The organism is Gammaproteobacteria bacterium (genome assembly GCA_016200485.1).
Taxonomy (GTDB): domain Bacteria; phylum Pseudomonadota; class Gammaproteobacteria; order Tenderiales; family Tenderiaceae; genus JACQEP01.
The window spans coordinates 72,575-87,735 of the sequence record JACQEP010000017.1 but is presented as its reverse complement, the minus strand read 5'-3'; the positions used below and the strand labels follow the sequence as shown (position 1 = coordinate 87,735).

15 protein-coding genes and 1 pseudogene are annotated in these 15,161 nt (G+C 53.1%); 5 read left to right on the top strand and 11 right to left on the bottom strand.

What is annotated here, in order from left to right:
- Positions 1-291 precede the first annotated feature (291 nt).
- From HY272_11860 to HY272_11825, 8 genes and pseudogenes are all read right to left on the bottom strand, one after another.
- Positions 292-509: pseudogene (locus HY272_11860) on the bottom strand (tyrosine-type recombinase/integrase).
- Positions 510-582: 73 nt separating this feature from the next.
- Positions 583-813, bottom strand: coding sequence for a hypothetical protein (locus HY272_11855; protein MBI3773380.1), 231 nt, complete (start codon positions 811-813; stop codon positions 583-585).
- Positions 814-899: 86 nt separating this feature from the next.
- Positions 900-1,214: a hypothetical protein gene (locus HY272_11850; protein MBI3773379.1), complete on the bottom strand. Its 315-nt coding sequence runs from the start codon at positions 1,212-1,214 to the stop codon at positions 900-902.
- Between the two features lie 146 nt (positions 1,215-1,360).
- Positions 1,361-2,068, bottom strand: coding sequence for a sterol desaturase family protein (locus HY272_11845; protein ID MBI3773378.1), 708 nt, complete (start codon positions 2,066-2,068; stop codon positions 1,361-1,363).
- Between the two features lie 432 nt (positions 2,069-2,500).
- Positions 2,501-3,418 (bottom strand): tyrosine recombinase XerC, encoded by a 918-nt coding sequence (gene xerC / locus HY272_11840; GenBank protein ID MBI3773377.1) that lies wholly within the window; start codon positions 3,416-3,418, stop codon positions 2,501-2,503.
- Positions 3,399-4,160 carry a DUF484 family protein gene (locus HY272_11835; GenBank protein ID MBI3773376.1) on the bottom strand — a complete coding sequence of 254 codons (762 nt, stop codon included), beginning with the start codon at positions 4,158-4,160 and terminating at the stop codon, positions 3,399-3,401. Before HY272_11835 ends, xerC begins: the two co-directional genes overlap by 20 nt.
- Positions 4,157-4,993: a diaminopimelate epimerase gene (gene dapF, locus HY272_11830; GenBank protein ID MBI3773375.1), complete on the bottom strand. Its 837-nt coding sequence runs from the start codon at positions 4,991-4,993 to the stop codon at positions 4,157-4,159. Before dapF ends, HY272_11835 begins: the two co-directional genes overlap by 4 nt.
- A 133-nt stretch (positions 4,994-5,126) precedes the next feature.
- Positions 5,127-6,050, bottom strand: coding sequence for a cation transporter (locus HY272_11825; protein ID MBI3773374.1), 924 nt, complete (start codon positions 6,048-6,050; stop codon positions 5,127-5,129).
- A gap of 128 nt (positions 6,051-6,178) precedes the next feature.
- Between HY272_11825 and HY272_11820 the strand changes: the two genes are divergently transcribed.
- A complete protein-coding gene (locus tag HY272_11820; GenBank protein ID MBI3773373.1) occupies positions 6,179-6,568 on the top strand; it encodes a TraR/DksA family transcriptional regulator in 390 nt (129 codons plus the stop codon).
- A gap of 55 nt (positions 6,569-6,623) precedes the next feature.
- Here HY272_11820 and ppa read toward each other — a convergent pair whose 3' ends face one another.
- Positions 6,624-7,160, bottom strand: a complete 537-nt coding sequence (gene ppa, locus HY272_11815) for an inorganic diphosphatase (GenBank protein MBI3773372.1) — start codon at positions 7,158-7,160, stop codon at positions 6,624-6,626.
- Positions 7,161-7,614: 454 nt separating this feature from the next.
- A complete protein-coding gene (locus tag HY272_11810) occupies positions 7,615-8,874 on the bottom strand; it encodes a 6-phosphofructokinase (protein ID MBI3773371.1) in 1,260 nt (419 codons plus the stop codon).
- A gap of 246 nt (positions 8,875-9,120) precedes the next feature.
- Between HY272_11810 and HY272_11805 the strand changes: the two genes are divergently transcribed.
- From HY272_11805 to aroE, 3 genes are all read left to right on the top strand, one after another.
- Entirely contained in the window at positions 9,121-10,224 is a 1,104-nt protein-coding gene (locus HY272_11805; GenBank protein MBI3773370.1) for an adenylate kinase, read from the top strand.
- 74 nt (positions 10,225-10,298) lie between these two features.
- Positions 10,299-11,309: a porphobilinogen synthase gene (hemB, locus tag HY272_11800; GenBank protein ID MBI3773369.1), complete on the top strand. Its 1,011-nt coding sequence runs from the start codon at positions 10,299-10,301 to the stop codon at positions 11,307-11,309.
- A 134-nt stretch (positions 11,310-11,443) separates the two neighbouring features.
- Positions 11,444-12,283 (top strand): shikimate dehydrogenase, encoded by an 840-nt coding sequence (gene aroE / locus HY272_11795; GenBank protein ID MBI3773368.1) that lies wholly within the window; start codon positions 11,444-11,446, stop codon positions 12,281-12,283.
- 12 nt (positions 12,284-12,295) lie between these two features.
- On the opposite strand, the gene HY272_11790 is transcribed toward aroE, so the two are convergent.
- Complete coding sequence (locus HY272_11790) at positions 12,296-12,826, bottom strand: gamma carbonic anhydrase family protein (protein MBI3773367.1); 531 nt, start codon at positions 12,824-12,826, stop codon at positions 12,296-12,298.
- A 181-nt stretch (positions 12,827-13,007) separates the two neighbouring features.
- Here HY272_11790 and prlC point away from each other — a divergent pair, with 181 nt between their 5' ends.
- Entirely contained in the window at positions 13,008-15,047 is a 2,040-nt protein-coding gene (gene prlC / locus HY272_11785; GenBank protein MBI3773366.1) for an oligopeptidase A, read from the top strand.
- Positions 15,048-15,161: the final 114 nt, after the last annotated feature.

Genomic DNA, 15,161 nt, shown 5'->3' with positions numbered 1-15,161 from the left:
TAGGGCGGGAGGCCAATCTACAGCACAGGCTCTGGTTAAAAACCAGTCCTCAGGAGCGGACGGCCTTCCCGGTGAAGCGTGTAATCTTACTTAACCTCCTCAACAACATTTTCATTAAAATCGATCATACAAGGATGCGGTTCACTGCGTTCACCACATCCTACAAGAACTAAAGCGGCGTCAAATCCAGTAGGGTGCGCTATGCGCACGCGGGCGATCTCCTCGATTCCGCTTGCGCCACATCGAGGCTACATTTGATTGGTTTTCTTAGTGTCCTCGGCGCCTTGGCCGTTAAACAGATTTTTTCTTCTTCGCCCGCGGATGGGCGCGATCGTACAATTCGCCAGGTGCTGAAAATCCATATGCGTATAAATCTGCGTCGTGCTGATGTCGGCGTGGCTGAGCAGTTCCTGCACGGCGCGCATGTCGCCGGAGGATTCGAGCAGGTGGCTGGCGAAGGAGTGGCGCAGCATGTGCGGATGGAGGTGGGTATCGATGCCTTGTTTGATGACTCAGTGTTTAGCCGTCGTTAGCATGTCGCATGCTTCGGTTGATATTTGCTTAGTTAATATTGGTGTGAGGTTAATCTAAAAACTTGTCTTTTGTGTTGCAGCATTTATGCGACCCGGCTTCACGAATTAATCGCTTGGCTTCGCCGATCACGATGGATAAACCAAGATTTGCCTCCCCTTCCAGGTTCAGTACATCATGGTGCATCAGAACTTGATCGGCGAGTGCCAGCAAGGCGCTGGCGTGCGCCAGAGAGTCCTGTCGTTCATTTTCAGATATCGTCATTGGGTCATAATGTGTCATATCTTATCTCTTGAAAATTAGATGATGTCTTGACAGCAAACAGGGCAACGGAGCGCGTTCCTAATAGTTGCATGTTGATATGAAAATCATTCAATCCTTGTCAGCTTTTGGTCCTCATAATTCTCGATCATATATTTGATATTAAAGGCCCAGGCGATTCTGTTCATGATGTTCATGCAAACCATTCCGCCATCCCGAAATTTTGCCAGGTAGGCCCGGCTGACATTTATTCGGGCCGATAATTTATTGATAGAATCTATCCCATCCTCCCGATCATGAATCCTTATTAACTCGTTGCGAAGAAGTTCAGCCAATGCTTCCATGCCGATTGCATCGTACTGTGGAATTTGATCAGGGACGTCTTTCGATCGCGACTGGAGCTGCATGGTTGGGCTGGACATATAATTTGCTCCTTAGTTTACTTTGTTTCGGTTGTCACTATTGTGACAATAGTCTCTTTTAACTTATGGAATGTCAATGCAAAACAATTCAATGTCGCGGCGGGCTCTTGCCCGCCGCGTAATTTCATCACGGTGATAGAGGTCTTTTAGTAACGGAAAAATAATAATATTCGAATATTGTTCCATTCTTTTACGCCGACCTGGCCTTGCCATTCTGTGGGTACCCGTACTGTCTGGAATAAAGAGTCCCATAATGTGATCGTGGCATAATTCCAGCGATGAAGATTTCGTTGATGGTGGATAAGATGTTGTTCAGGAAGCTGAATTACGTATCCTAACCAGCGTAGCCGCTGCGGTGTATTAATATTGGAATGATGATAAAGTTCGAACATTGATTCGACTATTAAGACACAAATCAGCACTTCTCCGGTCATGCCCAGGCACTTGCCCACTAATAGGGCAACAATGGAATCCATCACCAGTTCAACCGGATGGCGCCAGAAGGTGACAAAGGTTTCCATATGCGCGGGAGCATGGTGCATGTAATGCACATAGTGCCAAAGAAATTTAGAGGTATGACGGATACGGTGATACCAGTAGGCAATAAATGAATAAACAAAATACCCAACAAGCACTTGGTATGTAAAAGACAAATTTTGCATCGGCTGCCAAAGTGCTGGGATATCAGTCCAGATTGTCAATAATCCCGCTAGCCATGCAGCCGAAAAAGTTTGAATTACAAACCAATATCGGTACCAATCTTTAGCGATTGGAAACTTTCGGGCCGGATTAAGGTGTTCCAGTATGAGTAATCCAATAAAAATCGCAACTTCAAAAATACATAACTCAAACATTCTATCTCTCCTTGGCATATGAAAAATGCAAAACGACTGAGCAGCTATACAAGGAGTAGTGATTGATCCTCCTTATGGTTCAGTCATATGTAAGAGCGGATGTTTGTTGTCTTGGCCTTAGGTTTTTTGGAAAAATTTTGAGAGAAATTAGAGATTGCATGTGCTTGATAAGCTGTGAAGCTGGTTCTTTGAACAAGCGAATCTGATAATTCTTGTTGTTTGTGTTATCTGATGTTGCGAGCTTGAAACATTAGGGGCTCATATCAGCCGCGCATGGCTATCCTGATCGAGGATGGGGTGAAATGATGTCCCGCGCAGCGCTAATGATTCATCGTTCGAAGCGGAGGCATCCATACCATTAACCATATAATTATGGTTGAATATTTTCTTGGCGCCCTTCGTGCCTTGGCGGTTCAGACGCTTATCAAGACTTTACTTTTTCTTCTTCGCCCGCGGATGGGCGTGATCGTAAACATTCGCCAGGTGTTGAAAATCCATATGGGTATAAATCTGCGTGGTGCTGATGTCGGCATGGCCGAGCAGTTCCTGCACGGCGCGCAAGTCGCCGGAGGATTCGAGCAGGTGGCTGGCGAAGGAGTGGCGCAGCATGTGCGGATGGAGGTGGGTGTCGATGCCTTGTTTGATGGCCCACTGTTTAAGTCGTAGCTGGATGCTGCGCGGTGACAGGCGCTTGCCCTGGCGATTGATGAACACCGCTGTTTCATCGGCCACCGCAAGCTCGTGCCGCGTGCTGAGCCAGTTTTGTAATGCGGTAACCGCGTAACGGCCGACCGGCACCACGCGCACCTTGGCGCCTTTGCCGGTGACGCGCACCAGTTGGTCGCTAAAGTCGATGTCATTCAGATTGAGATTGACGAGTTCGCTCAAGCGCAAGCCGGAGGAATAAAGCAATTCCATCATCGCCAGATCGCGCTGACTGAGCGGATCCTCGGCCTTGATTTCCAGCAAACGGCCGACGCGGTCGACGTCCAATGCCTTAGGTAATGTTTTCTGTTGCTTGGGGGCGCTGACGGTGGTGGCGGGATTAAGATCAACCTGGTCTTCGCGCAACAGGTAGCGATAAAAGCTGCGAATGGCCGAGAGTGTGCGTTGCAATGTGCGCCCAGCCAGTGCCTGACGCCGCAGGCTGGCGCTGAAGGCGCGTATGTGATGATCGCGTACTTCGCGCCAGCCGGTGACGGCTTGTTGTTTCAGGAAGGCGTGGAGCTTGTACAAGTCACGCTGGTAATTACTCAGTGTGTGCGGCGAGACGCGTTTCTCATCGCGCAAATAGGCGCTGAAGCGCTCGATGTCGGTATTGGTCTCGCGATCAGGTGCCGCTGAGGTCATCTTTGTGAATGATGTACGGCTTGATGGCGCGGCTGAGGATGTCGCCGAGATGGCTGAGAAACAAGGTGCCCATCTTGGGGTGGAAGCGTTGCGGGTCGCGGCTGCCAATGGCCAACACGCCGAGGTAAGGGCAATCGACGCTGGTGCACAGGTCGCCGCCGAGCGGGATCATGGCGGTGGATTGGATGCTGGTGCCGACGTCGCCGAAGAGATAAAGCAGTTGTTCGGTTTTGAGCTTGCCGCAGATTGGCTTTTCGTGGCTGAGGATATTGCGGTATTCGCTCAGGCGCGGGTCGTTGATCGGCATGAAAATGGTTTGCATCAACTCATTGTCGGAATCGATCTCGACCGCTTCCGGATCGATAAACAGCTTCACCGACATGGCATCGGCCTGAAAATCGCCGCGCAGACTGTCGTCGAGGGCGATGTAGACATCGTTCAGGCTCTGCGCATCCATCAGTGTCGTGGTCAGGCGATGCATGCGTTCGCTGAGGGCGTCGTTGTCGCGGGCGATGCGGACCAGTTCTTCCAGTTGCGCGCGCGTCTTGCGATTCTGTGCGCGCAGGGTAGTGACCTGACGCTCGATCAGTGACACGGCTTCGCCGCACTGATGGGAGAGATCCATTTCGGCCAATAATTCCGGGTGACGCTGAAAGAAGTCGGGATGCAGGTGCAGGTAGTCAGTGATCTCACGCTCGCGATCAGCGTCTTGAATGGTGACGGACGTTGGTTGTTTATTCATATGGTGATAACCCCTTCAAAAACATGAGTCGCTGATCCGGTCATGATGACCGCCTGGCCTTCGCCCGGCCACTGTATCCGCAGTGTACCGCCTCGCAATTCAACGTGCACCACCGAATCGAGCAAATCCCAGCTGTGGCCGACGACGGCAGCGGCGCAAGCACCCGTGCCGCAGGCCAGGGTTTCTCCGGCGCCGCGTTCGTAAACCCGCAACCGGATGTGGCTGCGATCGATGATTTGCATAAATCCGGCGTTAACGCCGCGGGCAAAACGCGGGTGGCGGCTGATCAGTGGCCCTTGCGTCGCAATCGGCGCACGGTCGAGATCGGCAACGCGTTGCACGGCATGTGGATTGCCCATCGATACCGCGCCGATGCTGATCTCGGTGTCGCCCACGGTGAGGGTGTATTGCGCCTGCCGTGCCGGTGCATCGAAGGGTAAGGCGCTGGGTTCGAGATTGGGGACGCCCATATTCACACTGACCTCGCCATCGGCTTCGATGCGCGGATAGATAATGCCGTTGGCGGTTTCGACAGCGATTTCATTTTTATTGCTCAGACCATGGTCGCGCACAAAGCGGGCAAAACAACGGGCGCCGTTACCGCATTGTTCGACTTCGCCGCCGTCGGCATTAAAAATGCGATAGCGGAAATCGACATCGGGGCGTGTGGGCCGTTCCACTAACAGCAACTGATCGCAACCCACACCGAAGTGACGGTCGCTGATCTGGCGCACTTGTTGCGGGGTGAGTTGAACCGGCTGGTTGATGGCGTCAATGACCACGAAGTCATTGCCTAGCCCATGCATTTTGCTGAAATTAAACTGTTGTGTCATTAACAAAGTTTACCACGATCAATTGTTAAAACCACAAAGGGCGCAAAGGAACGCGAAGAAAGCTAAAGGTTTGCCGATACCAGCGGTTTGATGTGAGCTTCAATTTTGTTGTTTTCCTTGGCGACCTTGGCGGTTAACGGCTTTTGACTTGATTCTGGAATTTGGGATTTTTGAACAGCTTATCCGCCGGGATGTAGCTGATGTTGGTGCTCGGTTCCGGCTGGATGGTGGTGTGCTCAATGTCGAAACGATCGTGGAGTAGATGTTGCAGTGTATTAAGCACAGGTTGCCAGTGCTGGATATTCGCGACCATCACATGGGCCGAAAGGGCGATGTTGCCGGAGGAAACGGTCCACACATGCAGGTCGTGCACAGAAGCGACGCCCTCGACGTTGGCCATTGCGGTGCCGACTTCGTGCAGATCAATGCCTGACGGCACGCCTTCCATAATCACGTGCACTGCTTCACGTAACAGCCTCAGGCTGGAGATCAGGATCAAGGCGCAGATCAGTAGCGATAATAGCGGGTCGATCAAGGTCCAGCCGGTGAGCCAGATCACGGCACCGGCCACCAAGGCGGCGACTGAGCCGAGTAAATCGCCCATCACATGCAGCAGCGCCGCGCGGGTGTTGAGGTTCTTCTCGCCACGATGCAAGACCCAGGCAACAGCGATATTGACCAGTAGGCCGATGAAGGCGATGCCCATCACCATGCCGGCAGTGACGGGATGTGGGTTAGACAAACGATCAATGGCGGCGATCACAATGCTGGCAACGATGCCAAGCATTAGCAGGCTGTTGATCAAGGCGGCAATCACTTCGGCGCGCACCAGGCCGTAGGAATGACGTTGTGACGGCGGGCGATGCATCAGCCAGGCGGCGAATGCCGCCAGACCCAGCGCCGAGGAATCAGTCAACATATGGCCGGCATCGCCTAACAGGGCGAGTGAATGTGAAATCCAGCCACCGAAGGCCTCTACACCGGCAAAACCCAGGGTAATCGCTATCGCCCACAACATGGTGCGGCTGGGATGCGAATGAGAATGATGATCATCCATTGAATGTGGCTCGTGATGGTAATTGTGAGTAGTTTAATGGGTTTGAAAGCCGGTTGTCAGATGTTTTAGATTCTGTCACTGTGGAGGTTCGGAATGGACATCTGGAATGACCAGGAAAGGAGGTCATCATGGCCTTGAATCAAAAACAATTGACTGAATTTGGGCAACAGCTCAAGGCGCGGAATCAACAATTGCGCGCTGAAATTCGTATTGAATTATTGCGTAGCGATGAAGAACATTATGGCGACTTGGCGGGGCAGGTGCATGATCGCGGCGATGAGGCGGTTGCCGATTTGCTGGTAGATGTCGAGATTGCCACGGTGAGCCGTCAAATTCACGAATTGCGTGCCATCGAGGCGGCACAACAGCGATTGCGTACTGGCAGTTATGGTATTTGTGACAGCTGCGGTGCCGAGATCGGGGTTGAGCGGTTACGTAGTCAGCCGACTGCAGTGCGTTGTGTCAGTTGCCAGTCGCGATATGAAAAGTCACAGGCGGCTACGCCAGTGACCATGTAATTGACCAGATGGGCAGGGGCGATTCGTGAATCGCCCCTGCGGTGCCTGAGATCGATTACTTGGCTGCTTTTTCGAAGCGCTTAATCGAGGCTACGATTTCCTGTTTGGCCTCTTCGGTGTCGACCCAGCCGTCCACCTTCACCCACTTACCCTTTTCCAGCGCCTTGTATTGTTCAAAGAAATGGCCGATCTGAGCCAGCAGTTGCTTCGGCAGATCGTTAATCCCCTGGACGTGGGCATACAAATCCGTGAGCTTGGTGACAGGCACGGCGACGATCTTGGCGTCAACGCCGGACTCGTCGGTCATCTTCAGCATACCCACCGGGCGGCAGCGAATCACTGAGCCAGTGACCAGACGGTGCGGAGCCACCACCAACACATCGACCGGGTCGCCGTCTTCCGAGAGGGTATGGGGGACGAAGCCGTAGTTGCAAGGATAAAACATGGCGGTGGCCATGAAGCGGTCAACGAAAATCGCTCCGCTGTCCTTGTCCATCTCGTATTTCACCGGGTCGCTATTGGCCGGGATTTCGATGATGACGTTGATGTCGCTCGGAACGTCGCGGCCAGCGGGTATTTGGTCAATGTTCATGGCGTTTCCTCAGGTTATTGCGAAAGGCGCACATTATATAGGTCTCCCCTGGCGAGTGCTATTCCACTCCGGGCTTGCGGCGATCCGAGTGTGGCATCTTGATTATTTTATTAGCAAATTCAAGGAGTAATATTTACAAGGCAGGGGGCGGGTGAGGGGTTGCCGTTAATTCCGGAGGTAAATGGGGTGGACGTATATGTATATATATAGAGTGGGGTGCCTGGAAGCGTGAAAGGGGGGCAAAGAATCAAGGCTCCCCCATAAATTACAGGTGGCCGCGCAGTAAAACTTGTGTGCTGTGGCTGACGTAATGTTGCGTGGTTGATGTCAATGACAGCGTGTATTTGCAAATCAAAACTGTGACCGATGCGATATCTGGACGTAACGTTTGCACTGGTGCTAAGCATCGTTGTCATCATCTTGCTGCGAGCGAAAACGTCAGCAAGATAAAATTTTAAATCTTAAATTCCGTGGCCAGTTTTTTTGGCACAGCTAGATTCTTCAAGCGCACAAATTGCGGCAACCCATCTTTGTAAGGCGGATAGTCTTCGCCTTTGATCAGTGGCATGAGATAGGTGCGACAAGCCTTGGTGATGCCATAGCCATCTTTGGTGATGAAACTGGCAGGCAGGTTTTTATCCTTTTTGGCAACGGTGGCCAATGACACCTCGCCAATACGCCAACGATACGGTGTGTTGGACGTGCGGACGATGTTAGGCATGATGGCATTCTTACCCTGAAGTGCCATTTGAACGGCTGCCCTGCCCAGCGCATATGCCTGTTCGACATCAATCTTGGAGGCAATGTGCCGCGCTGAGCGTTGCAAGTAATCGGCGACGGCGTGATGGCACTTATAGCCAAGCTTGGTCTTGATCAAGTTAACGATGCGGGGACCCGCGCCGCCCAATTGCGGATCGCCAAACGCGTCGCGCTCACCTGCGGAGATGAATTGGCCATTGGCATCCTTGATGCCTTCGGCAACCACGATGACGCAGTACTCATGCGTGACGACCGTCTGCTTGACGCGTTGCAAGAAGGTTGCTTCGTTAAAGGGTACCTCTGGAAAGAGGATGAGATGTGGCGCGTCACCCTCATTTCGTGCTGCAATTCCCGAGGCGGCAGCGATCCAGCCGGTATAGCGCCCCATCACTTCCATCACAAATACCTTGGTCGATGTTCTTGCCATGGAGGCGACATCCAGGGCGGCCTCGGTGATTGAAACGGCTATATATTTCGCGGCGGAACCGAAGCCTGGGCAATTGTCAGTATGTGCCAGGTCGTTATCGATGGTTTTCGGGATGCCGATGCATTGAATGGGATATCCCAGCGTCGAACTGATCTGTGCCACCTTGTCGGCGGTATTCATCGATCCATTGCCACCGTTATAGAAGAAGTAGCCGATGTTGTGGGCGCGAAAAACTTCGATCAAACGTTCGTAGTGAGACTGGTTTTCTTCGATGCTTTTCAGCATAAAGCGACAGGAACCAAAGGCACCGCCGGGTGTGTGGCGGAGTGCCGCAATGGCGCGTGCCGACTCTTTGCTGGTGTCGATCAAATCCTCGGTGAGGGCGCCAATAATTCCATTGTGACCGGCGTAAACTTTGCCAACGCGATCTTTGTGCTGACGCGCGGTTTCAATGACGCCGCAGGCGGTGGCGTTAATGACAGCAGTCACACCACCTGCTTGTGCGTAAAAAACGTTCTTCTTGACCATGATTGAGTTCTCTTTGGCTGTTTGCGAGCGATTTTAATGTGTCGAAGATAAAAAAGTGTTAAGTATTTTTCAGTTTTGACGAAAATATAACTTGAATAGATTGACTCGGTATTGACTTAGATGTAGTTTTAGCATATCCAATCTATACTCATGATAGTCATCATCTGTTTGATTGTTGATGACGAGAATTTAGAAGGGCGGGAAGATGGAATTTGAGGCAACGCCGGTGATGGAGAGAACGTCGTTATGCGAATAGTGCTACTTGGTGCGCCGGGCTCTGGTAAGGGTACCCAAGGTAAGCTGCTTTCCGAAAAATATAACGTCCCCCAGATCTCGACTGGCGATTTGTTGCGTGCGGCGGTGGCGGCACACACCCCTCTCGGCATGCGGGCCAAGGCGGCAATGGATGCCGGACAATTGGTTTCCGATGACATCGTATTGGGCATGATCGAAGAACGGTTGGCTGAAGCGGATGCCCGGCATGGATTTATCCTGGATGGCTTTCCTCGCAATATTCCCCAGGCTGTAGCGCTGGATGCACTGCTCGGCAAGCTCGGGCGACCGCTGCAGGCCGCCCTGTTGATGAATGTCGATATCGATCTCTTGATGCAGCGCCTGACTGGGCGCCGCACCTGCGAATCATGCGGTCAGATGTTTAATGTCTATACCACTCCGTCGAAGATAGAGGGTCGTTGCGACCTCTGCGGTGGCAATCTTCGCCACCGTTCCGATGACCGCGAAGAGACCATTGGTAACCGTCTGAAGGTGTATGAAGCGCAGACGGCGCCCTTGGTGAATTACTACCGTGAGCAACAGAAGTTAAGGGCCATTGAAGCTATCGGAGAAATTGCCGATATATTCAACGGCATATGCCGTATCCTCAACAGAGTGCTTGAAGAGGATAGGCATGCCAGGGAAACGCCGACAGTAGTAGAAGTAAGAGCGGCGGCAGTGAGTAGTAAAGTGAGTAGTAAATTGTCAGCAGCAAAAGGGGATAAAACCATGAGTGAAGAAACTATGTTGTTAGCTGCAGCGGCGGACCAGCCTGAAGAGGCCGTCAAAGCAACTAAAAAACGTAAGACCAAACGGAAGGCCGCCAAGAAAAAGGCAGCCAAACGTAAAACTGCCAAGCGCAAGGTAGCCAAGAAGGGTACCGCTAAGCGTAAGACAGCCAAGCGCAAGGTAGCCAAGAAGGGTACTGCTAAGCGTAAAACAGCTAAGCGCAAGGTAGCCAAGAAGGGTACTGCTAAGCGTAAAACTGCCAAGCGCAAGGTAGCCAAGAAGGGTACCGCTAAGCGTAAGGCAGCGAAGAAGGGCGGCAAACGGAAGGCCGCTAAGAAGAGAAAATAAAGCTATAATAATAGCGAGGGAGCGGCCTTGAGGCCGCCCCTCGTAAATATTGCTCTCGTTTTCAGGAAGTTTTCATTGTGCAAGGTGTAGGTTCATTTCCTTCACGGCGCCTGCGACGCATGCGCCGTGACGATTTTTCCCGCCGTCTGATGCGGGAACATCGGCTGACCGTCGATGATCTGATTTATCCCATGTTCGTGCTCGAAGGTAATCACCAGCGCCAGGCTGTAAGTTCCATGCCCGGGGTCGAGCGCGTATCTGTCGATTTGTTATTGAAAGAAGCTGAGGAGTTATGCCGCTTGGGTGTTCCGGCCGTGGCGCTGTTCCCGGTGACGCCGCAAGACAAAAAGACACTCGATGCCCGTGAGGCATTTAACCCGGAAGGTCTGGCGCAACGCGCCGTGCGGGCGTTGAAAAAAGAATTTCCGCAGTTGGGGGTGATTACCGATGTCGCCCTCGATCCGTTTACTACCCATGGTCAGGATGGTCTGATCGATGATAGCGGTTATGTGCTGAATGATGAGACCGTGGATGTGCTGGTCAAGCAGGCGCTGTCGCATGCCGAGGCCGGTGTCGACATCGTCGCACCGTCGGACATGATGGATGGCCGTATCGGCGCAGTGCGTGAGGTGCTGGAAGCGGGCAATCACATTCACACCCGGATTCTGGCTTATTCCGCCAAGTATGCTTCCAGTTTTTATGGGCCGTTTCGTGATGCGGTGGGTTCGTCCGCAAATCTGGGGGCTGGCAATAAATACACCTATCAGATGGATCCGGCCAACACCGATGAAGCGCTGCATGAAGTGGCGATGGATCTCGAAGAGGGGGCCGATATGGTGATGGTCAAACCCGGGATGCCGTATCTGGATATCGTGCGCCGGGTGAAGGAAGAATTTGGCGTGCCTACCTATGCCTATCATGTCAGTGGCGAGTACGCCATGCTCAAGGCGGCGAGCCAGAACGGTTGGCTGAACGAAAAGGCGGTGGTGCTGGAAGCGCTGCTGTGTTTCAAACGTGCCGGAGCGGATGGGGTGCTGACTTATTATGCCAAGCAGGTGGCCCAGTGGTTGAAGCAAGGCGGCTGAAAAGCCATTAACCGCGAAGGTCGCAAAGAGACGCAAAGGATTAGCGCTTTCCACGGCTGATATTTTCTTCGCGACCCTTTGCGGGCTTTGCAGTTTAATTTTGGTCTCTCGGTTCTTCCGTTATACTTCCTGTCATGAATATTCCTATCGACCGTTACGCGGTGATGGGTAATCCCATCGGTCATAGTAAATCGCCCAAGATCCATGCCCTGTTTGCGCAGCAGACCGGGCAGCGCCTGAGCTATGAAGCTTTGCTGGTGGAGCTGGGTGGTTTTGCTGCAGCGGTTGATCAGTTTCAGCGCAGCGGCGGCAAGGGGCTGAATATCACTGTGCCATTCAAGCAAGAGGCGTGGGCGCTGATTGCAAACCGCAGTCCGCGCGCCGGACGGGCGGGGGCGGTGAACACGATTGTGTTTGCCGATGATGGCAGTTGTTATGCCGATACCACCGATGGTGTCGGTCTGGTGCGTGACCTGACGATTAATCATGGAATTACGTTGCAGCAAAAGCGAGTGCTGATTCTGGGGGCGGGCGGTGCGGTGCGGGGTGTGCTGGAACCGATCCTGGAGCAAAAACCTGCTGCGCTCGTCATCGCCAATCGCACTGCCGCCAAGGCTGTGGCGTTGGCGCAGTTGTTTCGTGACCAAGGTAATATCTTCGGTTGTGGTTTTGAGGCGCTGGTCGGAAGGCAGTTCGATGTCGTGATCAATGGCACAGCGGCGAGTCTGGAAGGTAAAGTGCCACCTTTACCGGAAAACGTATTGGCAAAAGACGCCTGTTGTTACGACATGATGTATAGCAACCAACCCACTGCGTTTCAGGTTTGGGCGCAACAACAGGGCGCGCGTCAGGCGCTGGATGGTTTGGGGATGTTGGTGGAACAGGCAGCGGAATCCTTTTTCCTCTGGCGCGGCGTAAGGCCGCAGACCGCATCAGTAATTGCAGAAGTGCGGCGGCAGATGCTTAAATTGTGAGTCTGTGTTGATTTATTCCGCCATGTGCTTATTCTTCAAATCTACATAATGCTGCGCTGAAAATTCCAGATAGCGGAGTTCGCTTTCTGTTAACGCGCGTATTTTTTTCGCCGGGCTGCCCAGATAGAGATAGCCACCTTCGAGTTCTTTCCCGGGTGTGACCACGCTACCCGCACCGATCAGCGCCTTTTCACCGATCACAGCACCGTCGAGGATGATCGCGCCCATGCCGATCAGGGCATAGTCCTTGATGGTGCAGGCATGCAGTACGGCCTTGTGGCCAACGGTGACGTTATTGCCGACGGTGAGCGCGAAACCACCGGGATGATATTGATTATCGGCGGTGACATGCAGCACCGAGCCATCCTGGATGTTGGTGCGCTCGCCGATGATAATGCGCTGCACATCACCGCGGGCGACGACCATCGGCCACAACGAGCTGTCGGCGCCGAGGGTGACATCGCCGATGACCACGGCCGCGAGATCAATATAGGCGCCTTGGCCGATTTTGGGGGAAATATTGCGATAGCTGCGGATATTCATGGGCGTGCCTCGTTAGCGGGTATCCGCTGAGGATGCCAGATTTTAGTCGAATCCGGAATGCTGTGGGCGCACGGCCATCTTGGCCGCATGCGGGCTGGAAGCCCGCGACCCACTCCCAATCCAATAGTGTGCTAAATTTCTTCTATCGTTTTCACGGTATAAACCCTTAAAGGATGTAGTTATGACCAATCCGCTGTTAACCATGCGCGGCCTGCCGCCATTCAGTCACATCCATCCCGAACATGTCGAGTCCGCGATTGATCAGATGCTTGCTGAAAATCGGATACAAGTAGAGGCGTTGCTGAATTCCAATCAGTCGCCGAGCTGGCAAACGCTGGTACAGCCGCTAGAAGTGCTGGAAGAGCGTTTGAGCCGCATCTGGTCGCCGGTGGGGCATATGAACTCGGTCGTCAACAGCGAGGCGCTACGCGCCGCCTACAACGCCTGTTTGCCCAAGCTCAGCGATTACGCGACCGAAATGGGACAGAACGAAAAACTGTTCCAAGCTTTTAAGAAAATTGCAGAAGGACCAGAATACGCGCGGTTGAACCAGGCGCAGAAAAAGATCATCGACAATGCATTGCGCGATTTTCGACTGTCCGGCATCGACCTGCCTGCGGAGAAGAAAGATCGCTTCAAGCAGATCATGCAGGAGCTATCGGCTCTCAACAGTAAGTTCGAAGAGAACCTGCTCGACGCCACCAATGCCTGGAAGGTTCAGATCAAAGATGCGGCGCGGTTGGAGGGGTTGCCAGAGTCGGCGCAGGCCATGGCCAAGCAAGTCGCCGAGCGCGAAAAAATGGAGGGTTGGCTGTTCAATCTCGAATATCCTTCGTATCTGCCGGTGATGATGTATGCCGATGATCGTGAGCTGCGGCGTGAGATGTACACCGCCTTTGTCACCCGCGCCTCCGATGAAGGTCCGCATGCCGGCCAGTGGGATAACACGCAGGTGATGGAGCAGATTTTGGCATTGCGCCACGAAGTCGCCCAGCTGTTGGGGTTTGCAAACTATGCCGAACGCTCCATAGAGACGAAGATGGCCGCCTCAACCGATCAGGTCTTGAGTTTTCTCAATGATCTCGCGCTTCGTTGCTTGCCGATGGCGCGGCGCGAACTGGACGAGGTGCGCGCCTTTGCCCGCGATAATGGCTTTACCGCCGATCTTGAATCCTGGGATGTGAGTTACTGGTCGGAAAAACTGCGTCAGCACAAATACGCCATCACCCAGGAAGAACTTAAGCCCTATTTCCCGGAAGACAAAGTCCTGAGCGGCATGTTCGCTGTCGTGAATCGTCTGTATGGCATGACCATCCGCGAGTGCAAGGATGTCGATACCTGGCATGAGGATGTGCGTTTCTTCGAGATTCAGGATAGCCGTGGCCAACTACGCGGCCAGTTCTATCTGGATCTTTACGCGCGGCCGCACAAGCGTGGCGGCGCCTGGATGGACGATTGCATCACGCGAATGCGCACCGAGGCAGGGGTGCAGGTGCCGGTGGCCTATCTCACCTGTAATTTTTCCGGCCCCATCGGTGACGATCCGGCCTTGTTTACCCATGATGAAGTCGAGACCTTGTTCCATGAATTCGGCCATGGTCTGCATCACATGTTGACGCAGATCGATTACCCCAGTGTTGCCGGGATCAGCGGTGTGCCATGGGATGCGGTGGAATTACCGAGCCAGTTCATGGAGAACTGGTGCTGGCAGCGTGAGGCATTAAATTTGATCGCTGGCCATTACAAGACGGGCGCAGCCTTGCCCGAGGCGCTATTCAAAAAAATGCTGGCAGCGAAGAATTTCCAGTCGGCAATGCAAATGGTGCGGCAGCTTGAGTTCTCGATCTTCGATTTCCGTCTGCACCTTGAATATGACCCGAAGAAGGGCGGGCGCGTGTATGAAATTCTGGATGAAGTCCGGCGCAACGTAGCGGTCATGAATCCACCTTCATTCAACCGCTTCCCGCACAGTTTTTCGCACATCTTTGCTGGTGGTTACGCGGCGGGTTATTACAGCTACAAGTGGGCTGAAGTGTTGTCAGCCGATGCCTTCTCTCAATTTGAAGAAAACGGCATTTTCGATCGTGCCACCGGCGAACGCTTCCTGGTGACGATTCTGGAGCAAGGTGGTTCACGCGATCCGATGGAAATGTTCATTGAATTTCGTGGCCGCGAACCGACGATAGATGCTTTACTGCGTCATAGTGGTTTGGCGGCTTGAGGGGAAGATCCAACGCGGAGACGCAGAGGCGCGGAGAAGAGATAACGAGTTAATAAATATGGAGCGATTGGTGTTTTTTGTGCAGTCCACCAAGCGTGCTAAGAGTTTTTTCTT